The sequence below is a fragment of the uncultured Phascolarctobacterium sp. genome, from assembly GCF_934190775.1.
Lineage (GTDB): Bacteria > Bacillota > Negativicutes > Acidaminococcales > Acidaminococcaceae > Phascolarctobacterium_A.
The window spans coordinates 88,633-106,148 of record NZ_CAKPTG010000002.1 but is presented as its reverse complement, the minus strand read 5'-3'; the positions used below and the strand labels follow the sequence as shown (position 1 = coordinate 106,148).

14 protein-coding genes, 1 riboswitch and 1 other annotated feature are annotated in these 17,516 nt (G+C 45.1%); all 14 genes read right to left on the bottom strand.

Features of this window, described 5'->3' with window-relative positions; all coding sequences use genetic code 11:
* Positions 1–17 precede the first annotated feature (17 nt).
* Positions 18–683 (bottom strand): methionine ABC transporter permease, encoded by a 666-nt coding sequence (locus Q0G26_RS01440; protein WP_293827901.1) that lies wholly within the window; start codon positions 681–683, stop codon positions 18–20.
* A complete protein-coding gene (locus Q0G26_RS01435; RefSeq protein WP_366517722.1) occupies positions 683–1,702 on the bottom strand; it encodes an ATP-binding cassette domain-containing protein in 1,020 nt (339 codons plus the stop codon). Before Q0G26_RS01435 ends, Q0G26_RS01440 begins: the two co-directional genes overlap by 1 nt.
* A 23-nt stretch (positions 1,703–1,725) precedes the next feature.
* Positions 1,726–2,637 carry a dihydrodipicolinate synthase family protein gene (locus Q0G26_RS01430; protein ID WP_293827897.1) on the bottom strand — a complete coding sequence of 304 codons (912 nt, stop codon included), beginning with the start codon at positions 2,635–2,637 and terminating at the stop codon, positions 1,726–1,728.
* A gap of 247 nt (positions 2,638–2,884) precedes the next feature.
* On the bottom strand, positions 2,885–3,292 hold the full coding sequence (locus Q0G26_RS01425) for a GNAT family N-acetyltransferase (RefSeq protein ID WP_293827895.1): 408 nt from the start codon (positions 3,290–3,292) through the stop codon (positions 2,885–2,887).
* Positions 3,292–3,645: a CGGC domain-containing protein gene (locus Q0G26_RS01420; protein ID WP_293827893.1), complete on the bottom strand. Its 354-nt coding sequence runs from the start codon at positions 3,643–3,645 to the stop codon at positions 3,292–3,294. The genes Q0G26_RS01425 and Q0G26_RS01420 overlap by 1 nt, the downstream gene beginning before the upstream one ends.
* Positions 3,642–4,841, bottom strand: a complete 1,200-nt coding sequence (locus Q0G26_RS01415) for a hypothetical protein (protein ID WP_293827891.1) — start codon at positions 4,839–4,841, stop codon at positions 3,642–3,644. Before Q0G26_RS01415 ends, Q0G26_RS01420 begins: the two co-directional genes overlap by 4 nt.
* Before the next feature lie 61 nt (positions 4,842–4,902).
* Complete coding sequence (locus tag Q0G26_RS01410) at positions 4,903–5,673, bottom strand: ABC transporter ATP-binding protein (RefSeq protein WP_293827885.1); 771 nt, start codon at positions 5,671–5,673, stop codon at positions 4,903–4,905.
* Positions 5,674–5,675: 2 nt separating this feature from the next.
* Positions 5,676–6,731, bottom strand: coding sequence for an iron ABC transporter permease (locus tag Q0G26_RS01405; protein WP_366517721.1), 1,056 nt, complete (start codon positions 6,729–6,731; stop codon positions 5,676–5,678).
* Positions 6,732–6,733: 2 nt separating this feature from the next.
* The gene (locus Q0G26_RS01400) at positions 6,734–7,780 is read right to left on the bottom strand and encodes an ABC transporter substrate-binding protein (protein WP_293827879.1); all 1,047 of its coding nucleotides are present in this window, start codon (positions 7,778–7,780) and stop codon (positions 6,734–6,736) included.
* 97 nt (positions 7,781–7,877) lie between these two features.
* Complete coding sequence (locus Q0G26_RS01395; protein ID WP_366517720.1) at positions 7,878–10,253, bottom strand: TonB-dependent receptor; 2,376 nt, start codon at positions 10,251–10,253, stop codon at positions 7,878–7,880.
* A 124-nt stretch (positions 10,254–10,377) separates the two neighbouring features.
* On the bottom strand, positions 10,378–10,782 hold the full coding sequence (locus tag Q0G26_RS01390) for a hypothetical protein (protein WP_293827875.1): 405 nt from the start codon (positions 10,780–10,782) through the stop codon (positions 10,378–10,380).
* Between the two features lie 224 nt (positions 10,783–11,006).
* Positions 11,007–11,178, bottom strand: a riboswitch (cobalamin riboswitch).
* Between the two features lie 728 nt (positions 11,179–11,906).
* Positions 11,907–13,586, bottom strand: a complete 1,680-nt coding sequence (gene leuA / locus Q0G26_RS01385) for a 2-isopropylmalate synthase (protein WP_293827873.1) — start codon at positions 13,584–13,586, stop codon at positions 11,907–11,909.
* Between the two features lie 76 nt (positions 13,587–13,662).
* Positions 13,663–13,897, bottom strand: a binding site (T-box leader).
* A 202-nt stretch (positions 13,898–14,099) separates the two neighbouring features.
* Positions 14,100–16,724 carry a calcium-translocating P-type ATPase, PMCA-type gene (locus Q0G26_RS01380; protein WP_293827871.1) on the bottom strand — a complete coding sequence of 875 codons (2,625 nt, stop codon included), beginning with the start codon at positions 16,722–16,724 and terminating at the stop codon, positions 14,100–14,102.
* A gap of 255 nt (positions 16,725–16,979) precedes the next feature.
* Positions 16,980–17,438 carry a YbjN domain-containing protein gene (locus Q0G26_RS01375; protein WP_293827869.1) on the bottom strand — a complete coding sequence of 153 codons (459 nt, stop codon included), beginning with the start codon at positions 17,436–17,438 and terminating at the stop codon, positions 16,980–16,982.
* Positions 17,439–17,516 lie beyond the last annotated feature (78 nt).

Here is a 17,516-nt window from a genome sequence, read left to right as displayed (position 1 = left end):
TTTTTACACTTCCTTTACTATACATGTCTGAATCTTTGTGCCAGATAATTACCAAGTGATTGGATAATCTGTACTAATATAATCAAAATAATAACGGTAACAGCCATCAGCGGCATATTCAGGCGCTCATAACCATAGGTCAGAGCCAGATTGCCTACACCACCGGCGCCAATTGCACCAGCCATCGCTGTCGAGCCCAACAGCCCTATCGTGCCTGTTGTTATTGCCAGCATTAAGGATGGCATAGCCTCCGGCAGTAAAAAGTAACGTATAATCTGCCAGGTAGTCGCCCCCATAGATTGCGCCGCTTCTATGATGCCTCCCTGTACCTCCAGCAGTGAGCTTTCAAATAAGCGTGCCAGATAAGGTGCAACATGCAGAACAAGTGGGATGATAGCTGCTGTAGTGCCAATTCTTGTCCCTACAATAAATTTGGTCAATGGCATAACCGCCACGATGAAAATAATAAAGGGAATACTACGTACAATATTGACTATAGCACCCAAAATATTAAATACCCATTTGTTTTCCAGGGGACCTCGCTCGCGCGTCAAAACCAAAACAATTGCAATCAGCATACCTAAGATTGCACCGGCTACCAAGGAGACAGCAACCATATAAATCGTCTGATTAGCAGCCTCAATCAGTGTAGAAGCAGGCACACGCAAATATTCCTGAATCATTAGGCAGTTACCTCCTTCACTTCATAATGTGCATATAAATAGCTGTCAAAGCGTGCCAGTTCTTCTGCATCCCCCTTAGCCAGTATGCCTACACTGGTCAGGATGGAACCCTGCATCTCCATAACAGACATGGACAAGGTTTTCAGTTCCAGCTTAAACTGCTTACGCAAATCCGGCACAAAGGTGTCACAGACATTGCCGTTTAAAACACGCAGCTTATAAATGCGAGCAGGCCCTTGCTCCTGCATAGCCTTGGCAAAAATAGTATCCGGAATAAAATCATCTACTACCAGATTAATAAAATCCTTCGTCAGCTGCTGCTTGGGATGAGCAAAAATTTCCTTTACTGTACCATTTTCAATTATCTCGCCCTCAGCCATTACCGCAACCTTATTGCAGATTTTGCTGATAATGTTAATCTGGTGCGTGATAAGAATAATCGTTACGTTCAGCTCCTGATTGACCTTACGCAGCAGACGTAAAATTGAATCTGTTGTTTTAGGATCCAAAGCGCTTGTAGGCTCATCACACAATAAGATGCTGGGATTTGTTGCCAAGGCTCTGGCTATGCCAACTCTTTGCTTTTGTCCACCGGATAAATTTTGCGGATAAACATTTTGCTTATCACTTAATCCCACGAACTCCAGCATCGCCATAACCTTTGCTTTAATTTCTTCCTTCGGCGTATTGTTCAGCAGCAAAGGAATAGCGACATTATCATAAACTGTCTTAGAGCTCAAAAGATTAAAGCTTTGGAAAATCATAGCAATATCTTTGCGTATTTGGCGCAGCTCCTTGCCATCCAGCTCGTTGATAACCTTGCCCTTGACTACGACTTGTCCTGAGGTAGGCTTTTCAAGTGCATTTATCAGGCGTACAAGTGTAGATTTTCCGGCACCGCTATAGCCAACAATGCCATAAACGTCGCCTGCTTCGACAGACAAATTAATATTTTTGCAGGCTTCAAAGGTTGTCCCCTTTACCTTAAAGCTCTTGTTAACATCTTTTAGATTGATAATCATCAATATACCCTCAGTAAGCGTTATACGCTGTATTTTTCCAGAACACCCATTTTATCCATTATTTTTTCCAAGCGTTTCAAATCCTCGCCGTCATATGCTTCATAGGGATGACGCAGATGACCTCCTGGCAATCCCAGCAGCTTTAAGGCTGCTTTGATAACAATAGGATTAGAATAGGTGTAAAGCTCCATCAACAGTGGGAACCATTTGAAATATTCTGCTCGGCATTCTTCAACAATCTGCATATCTGTCCAGGGACGGGAATATTTTGCAGCCTCCTTCGGAATGATATTGCCGCCAATGTTTGCTGTACCACTACCGCCAACAGCTAAAGTCGGAATTACAATGGAGTAGCCAGGAGCATCACAGCACATTATTTTTACCTTGCCTTCACACAAGCGTTGTACCTGAACAAGCTGCGCAACACTTCCGGTAGCTTCCTTGTCTACTACAAAATTAGGATGTCTGTCTGACAGCAGCTTGATTGTTTCCGGCTCTACCTGAACGCCTAAGCGTGACGGATTGTTGTAAATGCCGCAAGGAATGGATACTGCACTCATGCAGGCATCAAGATGATGATAAGCTGAATGCTGCGGAATCAGCACATACGGCGGAACCGTGAAGACTACGCCATCAGCACCCTGCTCTTCAACATACTTAGCAAATTCAATACTTGCTTCCGTAGTTAAGGCAGCAGCTGAAAAGAATACCGGGATTCTTCCCTTGGTCATCTTGATTACTTCCTTAACAATCTGTTTCTTTTCTTCTAAGGAAAGCAAGGTGACCTCGCCGGCAGAGCCAAGAATAAACAATTGCGATGTACCATATTTTATCTGACGGTCAATTAAGGTTTTAAAACCGTCAAAATCAATTTCATTTTTTGCTGTAAAAGGGGTAGGCATTGCTACCCAGGAACCATTAAGATTAATCATATCAATCCCTCCAATTTTAAAACATAGTAAACAGATAAGTTTTATAGGTTGCTGAGAATTATACTATCAAACAAAGTAAAAGTCAACGCTTTTTACAGCATTTCCTGAAAAAAGACGCTAAAAAAAGAGAGTCACACCGCAAAGTGTAACTCTCGTAACATAAAGCACTAATAGGCAATTTTTAAGTGTTGTAAGTCCCCATAGTTTGAACAACAAATCCAGCCTAATGCCAACCTTTTTACCATCCTTATCTTATAAAAGCGCAGCAACCATACTTTTCGACTCTTTTTAACCCAAGGAATTCATAAAAAGCAATATTTTTTTCACTTGCTTCTGTAAGGAGCTGTAGTTGATAGACGTCGGCGTACTTTGCCATAACATTTCGCATAAGCTGTGAGCCAATACCATGCCGCTGAAACTCCGGCAGCACTATTAAATCCTGCAGAAAAACTACAGAAGCACCATCACCAACAGCACGGAGTATCCCCACAAGCTTATCATCGACATAGGCCGCTAAAACATAAAGTGAATTCTTATAAGCTTGCCTTAGCATTGCCGGATTATTGGTATAATTGCTCCAGCCAACACTGCTATATAACGCCATAATTTCGGCTTCATTGTAGGTGTTGTATTCTGTAAATCTAAGCATATTCATCAGTGCGTACCTTCCACAATCGTCAGTCCCATAGCTTGCAGACGCTCGCAAATTTCTGCAATAGTTTTGCAGGTAACCTCATCGCCATATTCCGTGCGTTGCTTAACGCAGACACCAACATGCACAGCATCCGGCTTCAGGCCTATAATACGCTCCAGCTTTTCTTCTATGCCATCCTGATGCTTCAAACGGCAGTCTTCGCAGCCATTGCAGCTCCAAAAGGCCTCCAACTCCAGCTGTTCCTCACCATATCTGGCGAAGGAACCGCTTTTTGTATTAAAAGCACGCATGCAGCCTGCACCGGTACAGACGTCATTAGATTTCAAACAGCGTAAAATTACAATACGTTTCATTCGTGCCTACCAAAGTCCTTGCTGATTTTGTTCTTAACCTCACGGCAATCTTCCACAGTCAGACCGATTTTCAGCGCCACATCCTGCCAGGAATTCTTCGGCGTTTTCAAATCAATAACATCCTTAATATCCAGACCGGCCTTTTGTGCCAGCAGATAAGCACTGTTGATATGATGCATTGCGTAACCCATATGCATATATTTTTTGGTTACCTTTTGCGGGATATCCATGCGTTCTGCCAGGCGGCGCGCCTGATAATCCACGCAACGGTCAAAATATACCTGCGGTGTCAAGCCAAGCACATATTTCATACGCTCCCAAGAATATTTATCGCGCAGGTCAATGATTTCCTGCAGTGTCTTTTTACTCATGTAGGCATGCAGGCAGATATCTTCCAAGCCTTCAAAGCCATATTTTTCGTATAGCGGCAGCAGCTCCGCTTCATCAAAAAGATAATCAGCGTGGAAAATCCGTACTACTCTTTCCGCTGTCATGTTACGCGTATGCAAGCCGGCAAAGCCTGCACCGCTACGCTGACCGCGTCCTCTGAAGGCAAAAGGTTTGTCCTGTTTTGCTTCCTGCTGCAAGCCAAGCTTTGCCTTAACCTGCTCCCAATCACAGGTAACAGTGCGCATTGGCAGCACTTGTGCCAAAGTTTTACCACTTTCCTTGGCCAGCTTGCCAGCCTGCTGAATATCGCCCAGCGGATAGCCCTGTCGCAGATATTTCAACGCCGTTTCTCTGTCTACGGGGCTGTCGGCAGGCAGATAGCTTGCCTGATATTCCATATATTTTTCAGCATACAGCTTGGGCGTCAGTCCTAACTGCGCACGCACCCTGCCCCAGGTTGCAGGCTGACGCAGCTGCAGCACCTTTTCTACCGGCTCCCCGGACAGATACGCATACAAGCAGGCTGTATTCATATCGCCATAGCTATGACCGATATTCAACAAGCGCAGCATATCAGAATAACGATAGCCATATGCTGACTGCAGCTTTTCCGCAGCCTCTGCATTGGAAAGCTGCGGCCGGCGCATACGCGGCGGCATCGGCGGACGCTTGCCGTCCTTGGGCGGCGGCATTATCATTTTGCTTTCCTGCGGCGGTGCAGGCTGAGCAGCGAAGGCAGCAGGAGCTGCTACGCTGCCGGCGAAGAACATGGTCATGAACGCCGGAATCAATAATAGCTTTTTCATTTTTTACCCTCCTTGAACAAAAAAATATTATAGTACAGATGGTGCCTTATCCGCCGCCGTCCTACATCCAATGTTGTGGCAGATACACAATATTAATCCTTCCGGACGAATCCTCATCCACTCTGCAGCGCACCTCATACATATCATAAATAAACTTTTCCGTCAACAGCTCACGCGGAGTTCCCATGCCTACAATCTGTCCGTCCTTAATTGCTACCAGACGGTCGCAATACATCGCTGCGATATTCAAGTCATGGACTGCTGCCACAACAGTCAAATCAAGTGATTTTACAATATCCATAATCTGCAGCTGGTACTTGATATCCAGATGGTTCGTCGGTTCATCCAGCACCAGACATTCCGTCTGCTGCGTCAGTGCCCGCGCCAAAATTACACGCTGCTGCTCGCCACCGCTCAAGGTAGCAAAGCTGCGTTCTTCAAAATCCGCCAGACCTACAGTCGCCAACGCTTCGCGTGCAATGCGGTAATCGTTGAGATTATCACGCTCCAGCATTTTCTTGTGCGGTGAGCGTCCCATCAGTACAACCTCCAACACCGAAAAATCAAAGCTGTAAACATTATGCTGTGCCACTACCGCTAACTGCAGCGCCGATTCACGGTAAGAAAGCTCGTCCAACGGCGTTCCGTTGAAGGTAATTTTGCCATCCGTAGGCTTCTGCACACGGTAAACACATTTCAGAAAGGTACTCTTACCGCTGCCATTAGGGCCGATAATGCCCACAAATTCCTTATTATGCAGGCTGAAATCTATTCCCTTAAGAATTTCCTTTGGTCCGAAGGCCATTTTTACTGCTTCTGCTAAAATCTCCATTATCAGTTACCTCCAAAGCCATAGGTTTTCTTAATCATCAAATATACAAAGCACGGAGCACCAATAAGCGAAATCAGAATGCCGATTGGCAGCTCGGTGCGCGGAATAATTACACGGCACAGGCCATCAGCGATTACCAAAAATACCGCACCGGTCAAGGCACTGACTGGAATAAGCTTTTTGTGGTCGGTGCCTACCAGCATACGGATAACATGCGGTACTACCAGGCCGACAAAGCCGACCATACCAGCGGCATATACTACAAAGCCGACGATAAGAGAGCTCACGAGCAGATAAATCTGTCTGTAAATATGTAAATCCGTACCCAAAGTCAAAGCGGATTCATCGCCTAAAAGCATCAGGTTGAGCATACGGCTCTGCGTCCAGAAGAACATTACTGCCAACACTACGATTGGTCCGATAACTGCCAGTGTTTCCCACTTGGCACCGGCAAAGCTGCCCATCATCCAGTAGGCAATGGTCTGCATGCCTTCTTTATTATTGGCAAAATAAACGATAAAGCTGGAAAAGGCACCGCAGACTGCGCTCAGCGCCATGCCTGCCAAAAGCAGCTTTACAGAATTGCTGCGTCCGCCCAGGTTAGAGATAAAAAGTACGCCCAGCGACATAGCAAAGGCACCGATAAAGGCTGCAATGCCGACAAAGTTTTCACCCAGCGCCACACCGATACCCAGCAGAATTGCCGCCGTTGCACCCAGCGAAGCACCGGAGGAAATACCCAAAATATACGGGTCCGCCAAGGGGTTCTTTACTACAGCCTGCATGATAACGCCGCAAACCGAAAGGCCCATGCCTACTAAGGCAGCCAGCACCAGGCGTGGCAAGCGCAACAGCCAGATAATATCATGCACAGGTCCGCGGTCAACGCCTTCGATAGGCTGTCCGCTAAACAGTTGCTCCATAACCGTATTGTAAATGTTTACCAACGGCAGTTTAACCGTGCCAATAGACAACGCCCAAAACAAGGCAATTACCAGCAAAGCAAGCAATCCCAGGCAGATGAACAGGTACCCCTGCTTCTTCAAAAAATCAACCATCATCATTTCTCCTTATACAAATCCGGGTACATACCGGCCGCAATAATTTTTATGCCATCATAGGTGCGCACGCCCGAGCTGTAAATAGCATACAGCGGCAAGGCTACAACACGTCCTTCCTTCACGCAGCGCAAATTTTTCAGCGCCTTGTGCTGGGTAACGCGGTCAAGCATATCCTGCTCACGCCCGTAGTTAAATTCTGTTACCACAATAAAAATAACATCCGGGTCAAGCTCCACAACCTGCTCCAGGCCAATGCTGCGCTGCTTTTCTGCCAGCAGTTCACCGTGCAGCTCTTTGACAATATTGCCGGCCAAGGATTTTTCGCCGTATACCGTCGGCTCCTTGCCCATAAATTCCAGCACCAGAGCACGCGGACGCTTTTGGTAGCCTGCAGTCTGACTGATGGCAAAATTAACCTCCTGCTGCATCTGCCCTACAAGCTGCTGCGCCCTTTCGTTTTTATCAAAAATTTTGCCTAAGTCAAGAATATCCTTGTATTCGTTTGCCAAGGTACGCGGTTTGCTGTCAATCATAGATGAACGTGCAATAAAAGTGTTTACTCCGCGCTTATGCCAAAAATCGGTACTACGCAGCACCTTAGGCATAAAGGTAGAATGCCAGCCGACAAGCAAATCAGGCTTCAGCATCATGGTTGTTTCCAGGTCTAAAAGCTGCAGTCCGGTATAAGGTATTTTGCTGTACTGCTCCTGATATTCCTTACGGAAAAACTTTTTATCCGGCACGCCGTTGCCGGCAATAATGCGGTCACCTACACCCAAAGCCAGCAATGTTTCAATGCTGTTCTGCCAGACTGCCACCACTCGCTCTGGCGGCTTCGTATATGTCATCTTCTCAGGCTCGCCCTGAGTATTGTAGTTTTCGATAGTTACCGGATAGTGCGCAGGGTTATAGGCATATTCTGCCGGTTGGTTAAAGCGCAGCAACGCTTCCGGATTTTCCTTTACCGGCAGGGTAAAGATGTTGCGCTCGCAGCCGGTGAGCAACAAGCACAATCCCAACAGCACTCCTGTTATTATTTTTTTCATTTGCTTCCTCAGCTTAGTAAGAATATGGCAAAGCACTACTGCGCCGGCAGTAGTGCTTTACCTAAAAAGAGATAGAGTATGATGTATCAGTCAAAAATTAGAAGGTATATTTCATACCAACCATCCAGCAACGACCGGGCATTGCAGAGCTGCCGACACCATTCCAAGAGTTATAAGAAGTTTCATAAGCCTCATTGGTCAGGTTGCTTACGATTACGTATGCAGTCAAGTCTTTATTAATCTCATAGTTCATGTTCCAGTCAAGAACTAAGAAGCGATTGTTGGTGAATGCATAATCGCTGCAGCCGGTATACCAGTTAGTCAGTAAGCCGGTGTATAATTTGCCGTTTTCATAAGAAAGGTTCAGGGAATAATGGTTTTGCGGACGCAGGCTGTTGATAGCAGTGTTGATATCAGCAGGATTCTTATAGCCCCAGCTCGGATCAAGTACCCAACCGTTTTTAGCCATCCATTTATCCTTCATATGAGAATAGGATGCGCTCAAGGTGAAATGCTCATCAAATTGATGATCTACAGTCAGATTGAAGGATTGTTTATCCTCTTTAGCATTAACAGCGGTATTTTTGATTTCACCATCAACGAAAATAGGTAATGTTGCAATAGCATTGCTCATACGGGTCCAGTCATAATGTACCGCAACACTGGTCTTATCACTTAAATCTTTACGTAAGCCTAAAGTCCAGGCATCGCCTTTTTCATCATCCAGAGGAGTTTTGAATACACCATCAACGCTTGTGTAGTCACCTTGTTTTAACGGACGGAATACTTTAGTCCAGCCAAAATACATGCTGCTGGTATCATCAAACATATATTGGGTATTAATTACTGGGGTAAGCAGATGAGTATCGCCCTTACCCTGTGTTTTGCCTTTATCATTAGTTGTTTCAAAAGCACTGTATTTTGCATAGCGCAGAGAAGGAGTAATATCCCATTTATCGCTCAGATGGATTTTATCCTGAATATAAGCTGTAGTAGACTTTCTATCTACATGACTGGTTGTAATCTCTCCGGTTGTATTGTTAATTCTCTTGGAGAAATTCTTAGCCTTGTCATAGGTTACGCTAGCAATAATATCATTTACACCTACGGTTTTAGCATATTGCAGTTGAACGCCACGGTTCTTTTCTTCATGCCAGCTGGTAGGTTCCTGTGCAGCGCCACCGGTTTTTTCCAACCATTCTTTAACCTTTTCCTGGTCGCCATCCGGGAACGGAGCTAAGTTTTGGCTAATCCATTGGGAAAGCTGTTCGTTAGTTGCGCCATTAGGAAATGCAGCTTTATATGCATCAGCTGCGCCTTTACCGTTTACATACCATTTATATTTATCACGGTGAGCATAGCGATGGTTCTGATCATATACACGGATAAAGCTTTCCATGCCGTTTTCTTTATTAAATGTATACTGTACATCCCAGTCATTATTTTTGAATTTACTGAAGGAGCCGTATACCTGACCATCTAATGCATAAAGGTTATGATAACCGGGATTTTTAGCATCGCCAGTTAATGTACCACCAACTAATTTATTATTTTCATCTAATTGGCCTACAGTAGCTTTGAAAATAATATCGTTCCAGTCTTTTTCATTCCAATATTTCATGTTAGGTACAGCAATAGGATAGCCATCCTTGCCTTCCTTAAAGTTGTACCAAACCTTTAAGTTTTGCTTATCATTGAAGTCTTTATCTACACGGAAGTTAACGCCATCTTCCTTCCATTTGGATCCGCCCAAGGAACCGTTAGAACCGACAATACCGTCTTTATAACCGGTATCACCGGACATATCACGGTTAGCGGAAATAAAGTAATGCCAGGAATTGTCATCACCGGCACTACCGGAATAGCTGATAGCATATTTATGTTTGTGCCAAGAACCGGTAGACAAATCGATAGAGCCAACATTCTTGTCACCGCCCTTACGGGTAATAATATTGATTACACCGCCGGTTGCATCACTGCCATATACGGAAGCGCCAGGTCCTTTGATAACCTCAATTTTATCAACGTTTTCCATATTGGTTACCTGATCAAGGTTTACACCAGTAGATTTGGAACCGGATTTTGTACCACTGCCGATACGAGTGCTGGCAGCATTGTCTACACGACGGCCGTCAACCAAAATAATTACACGGGTATCACCATTGATGGAAACGCCATTGTTATAGAACTGATAACCATATTCACCGCCACGATAGCCGGGGTTTTGGAAGGTTACGCCAGGAATACGTTTGATTGCTTCGGTCAAATCAGTATAATGACGTTTTTCAATTTCTTCGCGGGTGATAACCTTAACGTCACCGCCGGTACGATAGTAGGACTGCTCAGTAATAGTATCGCCGAACTTGTTTTTAACTGCGTCAGCCTCTACAATCATGCTATCTAAGGTATAGCTGTTCAGGTTTTCGTCAAATGCTGCGCTTGCGCTTGCACACAGGCCCATTACCATCATCATAGCAGCCGCAGCTGTATATCTTCTCTTCATGTTACTCATACACTTCTTTCTTAATCATTATGAATGTCGACAAACATTCACATATTCATCTTGAGAGCATAAAAAAGCTCTACTCATCAAAAAATCAGAACCGCGCACCGTTAATATACGTAAACGTATAGGTCTGCGCCGTTACCCAGCTGCCAACGCTTTCGTCAGCAAATTTGCCAAAGTTAAGATTCAGCTTACGCGAACCATTGGCAGGAATTTTGCATAGCGGAAACTTTACCGGTCTGCCAGTAAACTGCTTCTGCTCGCCATTTTTGTCTGTGTAGGTAACACGCATAATAAAGTCATTCAGCTTAGTGATAGTCAAATCACTGCGCTTGTTGACAAAGGTGCCTGTTACACACAGCTCGCCGCCGTTAACCCATACCTTGGATGTTGTCCAGTCCAAAATCATTCTGTCGCTAGAAACCTCCGCAGCACCGGCAAGTGCTGGGCACATCAAGGCCAAAATTAAGGTCAGCAGCATAAATATCCTTTTCATAGCTCCTCCTTTCTCTCGTAATTCTTGAGCATACTGGGAAAAATTTTATTTTCATAAAAGCATCTGACCAAGCTATCCTTGTTCCGCTTGTCAGATGTTAATATGCAAGAATAATAAATATACTTTATGCAAACATTGCAGTCAAAACAAAAGCGTCTCGCCGTACTTTGACGGCAAGACGCACTTATCCCTCGGAAAGCGCAATCCTGTACATCGCAGGTTGGTTGAAAGGCCCTATATCAGGCAGTTCTTCTGGCTCTGCTTCACTGCCAGCCTTGTCTTCCCGGTTCCCCAGTGACATTATAAGGCCAACTCCACATTACAGCTGCGGGACAGCACAGGTTTTGCACCTGTTTACCTATTAAGTATAAATACACCTGATACGCTTGTATTCTCTTGTTATCTAGTTAGTTTCTTAAATTTTATAGCAATATGCCATACAGTGTTTGCAGGTTCTCAAAGAGGAAAATGCTTACATGAAAAACTCTCTAAATTGTCAATTATGTATATTGGCTTTTTCCCTTATTTTACAATAACTTCAATTACATAATTAGTCACTGCTAGAATTATAGCATGTTGCCCCCCCCCCGTCAAGCAAAAGTACATCAAGTACTTTTGGCTTGCAGGTGCTTACAGCACCTGATAAATCAAAAAGGACTCCGTAATTTTAAAACGAAGTCCTTAATGTTTAAAGCATTATTATATTGTAATTATATGTCAACAAACAGACAACTATATTCTTAGTATGGCGTAATATACTTGGCCAGGTATCATACAGCTATGCCTGTTTTTCATATATTTAATTTTCCGTTAGCCAAAAACGCTGCAAAGCCTGCTCCACAATTTTATTTAGGGAAATATTGTTCTGTAAAGCGCAAATCGCCGCCTGCCCTACGGCCGACGGCGCTTGCTTCTTTCCCTTATTTTTAGTTCTTTCCCTTGTTTTTCCAAAAAATCTTTCCCTTATTTTGGAGGTTATCAAAGCCGGCTTATCTATTTTTCTGGCGCCGACCTTTAGCAAAATAATATATACAGGGGCTATTTTCTAATATATTTTTTCTTTACCCCGTACTAGCAAATATTTTCTAACCACTATTCACTAACAACTACTCACTGACCACTATTCACTTTTCCGCGCGATTGATAGCGCAGATGATACCGCGCAGCGCTGCCACGTTGATGTTAGAGTGAATGCCTACGCCGAAGATGTGTCCATTATTTTTCTGCTTCAGCTCGATGTAGCAAATGCCCTTTGCATCAGAGCCCTTGGAGATTGCATGCTCATGGTAGTTGACGAATTCGTAGCCATCAATTCCGACACCGTTGAGTGCCTGGAAGAAGGCATCGATAGGACCGTTACCTACTCCGACTACGCTTTTATTTTCGCCTGCAACCGAAATTTCACCTTCAAAACGGCTGTGGATGCTGCCATCAGCTTCGTTAAGCTCGGTAAAGCGATGACGCAGCAGCTGGTACTTGCCGGCAAAATCTATGTATTCCTTGCGGAAGAGCTGCACAATCTGCTCGCTGGAAAGCTCATCGCCGTATTCATCAGCCGCAGCCTTCACGATATTGCCGAATTCCGGATGCATTTCCTTTGGCAAATTGAAGCCAACGGTATGCTGCAGCACGAAGGCAGCGCCGCCCTTGCCGGACTGGCTGTTGATGCGGATAACAGGCTCGTATTCACGATGAATATCTGCCGGATTAATCGGCAGGTACGGTACCTCCCAATATTCGGTACCGCTGTTTTTCATGTACTCATAGCCCTTGCGGATAGCATCCTGATGTGAACCACTGAAGGCGGTGAAGGCCAGCTCGCCGGCATACGGCTGACGCTCAGGCACATGCATTTTTGTGCATTCCTCATAAACCTTTTTGATATCCAGGATATGTGAGAAATCCAGCTCGGGATCAACATTTTGCGTAAACATGTTGAGAGCTACAGTTACGATATCAAGGTTACCTGTACGCTCGCCATTGCCGAACAAGGTGCCCTCGATACGGTCCGCACCAGCCAAAAGTGCCAGTTCAGCGCAGGCAACGCCAGTACCACGGTCATTGTGCGGATGCACGCTGACGATTGCTGCCTCGCGGTTTTTAATATGACGGCAGAAGTATTCAATCTGGTCGGCATAGGTATTCGGCGTACACATTTCAACAGTAGAGGGCAGGTTGAGGATAATTGGGTTTTCTTTTGTCGAACCCATTTCCTGCATCACTGCTTCGCAAATTGCCACAGAGAAATCAATTTCCGTACCGGAGAAGCTTTCCGGAGAATATTCATAGCGAATGTTCATGCCGCTGCGAGCAACTTCTTCTTCCGTCAGCTGACGGATAAGGCGCGCGCCCTGCACAGCGATATCGGTAATACCGTCCATATCCTTGCTAAAAACAATTTTGCGCTGCAGTGTGGAAGTAGAGTTGTAAAAATGGATGATAACATTTTTAGCACCGCGTACTGCCTCAAAGGTTTTGCGAATCAGCTCTTCACGCGCCTGCACCAGAACCTGTACGGTTACGTCATCGGGAATATGTCCGCCTTCAATCAGGGTACGCAGAATTTCGTATTCTGTTTCCGATGCGGAGGGAAAGCCAACCTCGATTTCCTTAAAGCCGCAATCTACCAAGGTGTGGAAAAAGCGGATTTTTTCAGGAATACCCATCGGTGTTACCAATGCCTGGTTGCCGTCGCGCAAATCAACACTGCACCATACAGGTGCTTTGGTAATCGTTTTATCAGGCCATTGACGGCCGGTAATTTTTATTTGTTCAAACGGAATATATTTTTTCTCCTGCTGCATGATTAATTTCCCCCTAGCTTTTCTTAGCGATTATAAACAAAAATCCCCGTCCCTAACCTGTGTTATTGATAACACAATTAGGGGCGGGGAACAATTCCACGCTGTACCACCCTATTTCAACAGCACTTCAACAGCGCTGTCCTCTCAGCCTCCAACAAGGCCTTTGCCTGTAACGTGACCACACGTCCTTTCCTACATATCAGAAAGGCAACTCCGGGATCAGTATACATATAACCATTGGCATCGCTTTACACCAGCCAGCGACTCTCTTAGCCCATCCGGTCATATCTTCTTCCCTTCACCGTTTTTTTAGGGACGATATTTAATTCGTTGAATGCTATTATACTTACTCTGCTTTTAATTGTCAACATTCTTTTTGAAATTATTTTTCTAGCAGAAATATTGTAAACAATGTAACAGCAATTAGTGTGCTTCTATCCACGAAAAATTATCCACAGATTCTCTGCTTTACTCACAGATTATCCACAGACTTATCAACAGTTGTGCGTAACTTTAGTTCTTACTTACGAGCTTACGCAGTAAATCAACAACGATTATTGAAGCACCAAACAGGACAACAACGCCCCATTCATGCGCATTGAGCGGAGTTGTACGCAGTACGCGCCCACCAATAAAGGTCAGCAGTACCTGAATAGCAACTATCAGCGCCATTACCTGCAAAAAGCCCTTGTTCAGACTGATATTCCGTAAAAGGTTGAAGCCATCAGTACGCACATTAAAGCCATTGGCTACAGCCATGAAAATGTAGGTACAGAAGAAGCCGGTATAGGTGTAAATATGGTTATCAGCATCGCGGAAGAGGTGGTCAACCCACGCACTCTTGTAGAAGGCAATGCCCACAATGGTCATATACAGGCCACTGATAATAACGCTCGTCAGCATTTTTTTGCTGACAATCGGCGCACTGCGGCGCTTCGGCGCCTCGCGCAGATACTGCGCCAGCGCCGGCTCGCCGCCAAAAGCGAGCGCAGCTAGGGTATCCATTACCAGATTAATCCACAGAATCTGCGTAATCGTCAAAGGTTCATCAATATTGATAAAGGGAGCGATAAAGTTAATGGCCACAGCTGAGAAATTAATCGTCAGCTGGAAGACAATAAATTTGCAGATGGAATTGTAAATCGTTCTTCCGTATAAAATAGCCTGCTTGATGCTCAGGAAATTATCGTCCATGATAACGATGTCGCCTGCTTCCTTGGCTACCTCTGTACCGCTGCCCATAGCAAAGCCTACATCAGCCTTTTTCAGCGCCGGAGAATCATTTACGCCATCGCCGGTCATACCGGTTACAAGATTCAGCTCTTGCGCCAGGCGTACCAAGCGCGATTTATCCATCGGCAGAGCACGTGCCACTACACGCAGATGCGTCAGCTTAGCCTTAACCTCATCATCACTCATCTGTGCCAGCTCGTCGGAGGTCCAGACTACATCCTCTGCAGTTTGCAGCAGGCCTGCATCCTTAGCAATAGCCACGGCTGTTTCCTTGCGGTCACCGGTAATCATTACAACCTGTACGCCAGCCTGTTGTACTGCTTTAATTGCCTCGACAGCCTCCGGTCGTACATCGTCACGTATTGCTACAACACCGGCAAGCGTCAGTCCCTTAGCAGGCAGGTTATCTGCAGGCACACCTTCATAGGTGCACAAAGCCAGCATTCTTATCGCCTGGCCTGCAAGCTCAATCATTCTGTTATCCAGACCTGCTTTCATCTCATCAGTCAACGGCAAACGGCTGCCATCATTTGACCAATACCAATCGGTAGCCTGCAGCAGCTTTTCCGGGGCACCCTTAATCAGGCAGTATGCTGCCCCGCCATCAGCAGGAGCAACCTGTGCCCAGGAATATTTGTTGGCACTGTTGAAGGGAATAAAGCGCTGGCGCTGCGGCAGCTGCGGCAAACGATAGGCACCGACATAATTGTTTAATGCTGTTTCCGTCATATTACCGCCGACAATCTTACCGTCCGTCACGGTAGAAGATGTATTGATTAAAACCTGCTGGCAGGTCAGCTCCTTAAGACGCGCCGGCAGCTTGTCAAAGCTATTGATTTCCTGCAGATCACCTGTTATGAAGCGCACTACCTCCAGCTGTCCCTTGGTAATCGTACCTGTCTTATCAGTAAACAACAGGTTAAGACTGCCTGCCGTCTCAATGCCGACAAGCTTACGCACCAGGACATTATCTCGCAGCATTTTACGCATATTGAGTGAAGAAACAATAGCAATCATCAGCGGCAAGCCTTCCGGTACTGCCATTACGATGATGATTATCGCCAAAATTACTGCCTGCACCAAATCAGCAATTACTGTTGTCATATCAGCAAAATACGCTGCAAAACTGCCTGCAAGATAGATTTTGTGCAGCATTACTGCTACCGCTATCAGCACACCGCCGGCGTAACCAAATTTACTTATCTGCTCCGCCAGGCCCTTCAGCTTCAGCTTCAACGGACTGTCACGTTCATCATCCTTCAGCTCCTGTGTCAGCTGGCCGTAAACAGAATTATCACCAATCTTCACCGCCTGCATCACCGCAGTACCTTCTACCACAACGCTGCCACGGAACAGCTTGTGTTCATCCAAAAAGTCAATTTTACCGTCATCCCATTGGAACTCAGCAGGTGCAACAGTTTTTTTAGCTTCCTCGCTTTCACCGTTCAGCGCTGCCTGGTCCAGCTTCAGCGTTCCCTCCAGCAAAATACCATCTGCCGGAATTTTATCACCAGCCTCCAGGATAATGGCATCACCAACTACAACATCATCAATAGCGATTTCCAGCGGCTCGCCGTCACGCCACACCTTGCAGCGGATGCGGCTGGCTTCCTCCTGCAGCTTTTGAAAGGCGTTTTCATTGCTGTATTCAGACCAGGTGGAAACAAATGTCGCCAAAATAATCGCCATGAAAATGCCTATTGTTTCAATCCAATCTCCATGACCAAGATAAACAAAAAAGGCATTTACCAGGAGCGCTACTATCAGGATACGGATAATCGGGTCCTGAAAGTTATCCAGCAGCTTGCTCCAAAATGTTTCTCGTGGCGGCTGCGTCAAGGTATTATTACCGTACTTGCGCCGAGACTCTTCTACCTGTTCTTTGCTTAAGCCATACTTACTCATTTTTTCCTCCTCTGACTTTACGTCTGCTACTTGTCGAAAATTGCAGTAAATCGTGCAAGTACACTCTTCACCTTATATTATATATTAAAAAAGGGCGAGACAATGCTGTAAAATAAAAATTTTACAACAAAGTCTCGCCACTTAATTACAAAGCCGGATTCTATTGAATCGTACTGACGGCAGTGTAAACACCAGCCCTAAGGCTAGTGCCGGCTACTCCCCTTATCTAAGAAAGTACCATATTTTTTTAACAGCTTATTCAGCCCAAACAGCTTTCATCAGCTTAGGATATTCAGTGTTGAGATGGTCAACAATTACATCAATTACTGCATGAATCATTTGCGGAACAAATTGTTCATCGGTAGAAGGAATGCAGCTTTCAATGATGATATTGCCAGCTTCATCAGCATAATATTTAAACACCTTGTAGTTTTCGTTCAAAGCGTTCAGATGTGCCAGAACTGCAGCCTTGTTAGCTTCTTTAACCAGACCGGCGCCTACGCGAACCTGCAGCATTACATAGATGCTGTCATCAATTACCAGCATAGTCGGCAGGTTTTGACCTTGAATGCCAATAGCAGAACGATAAACAACCGGATGCATGAAGCTTTCTTCAGGAACTTCGTCTGCCTTAGGAACTTCGAATACATCGCCCCAGTTAATTTTGTTTTCTTCAAGGAATTTTTTGTAAACTTCAGCTTTCTTATTCATCATAAGACCTCGCTTTCATTGTTATACTACTATTATACACTATTATCGTTATTTGTGTACTTTTTTTATTAGTAAATATAT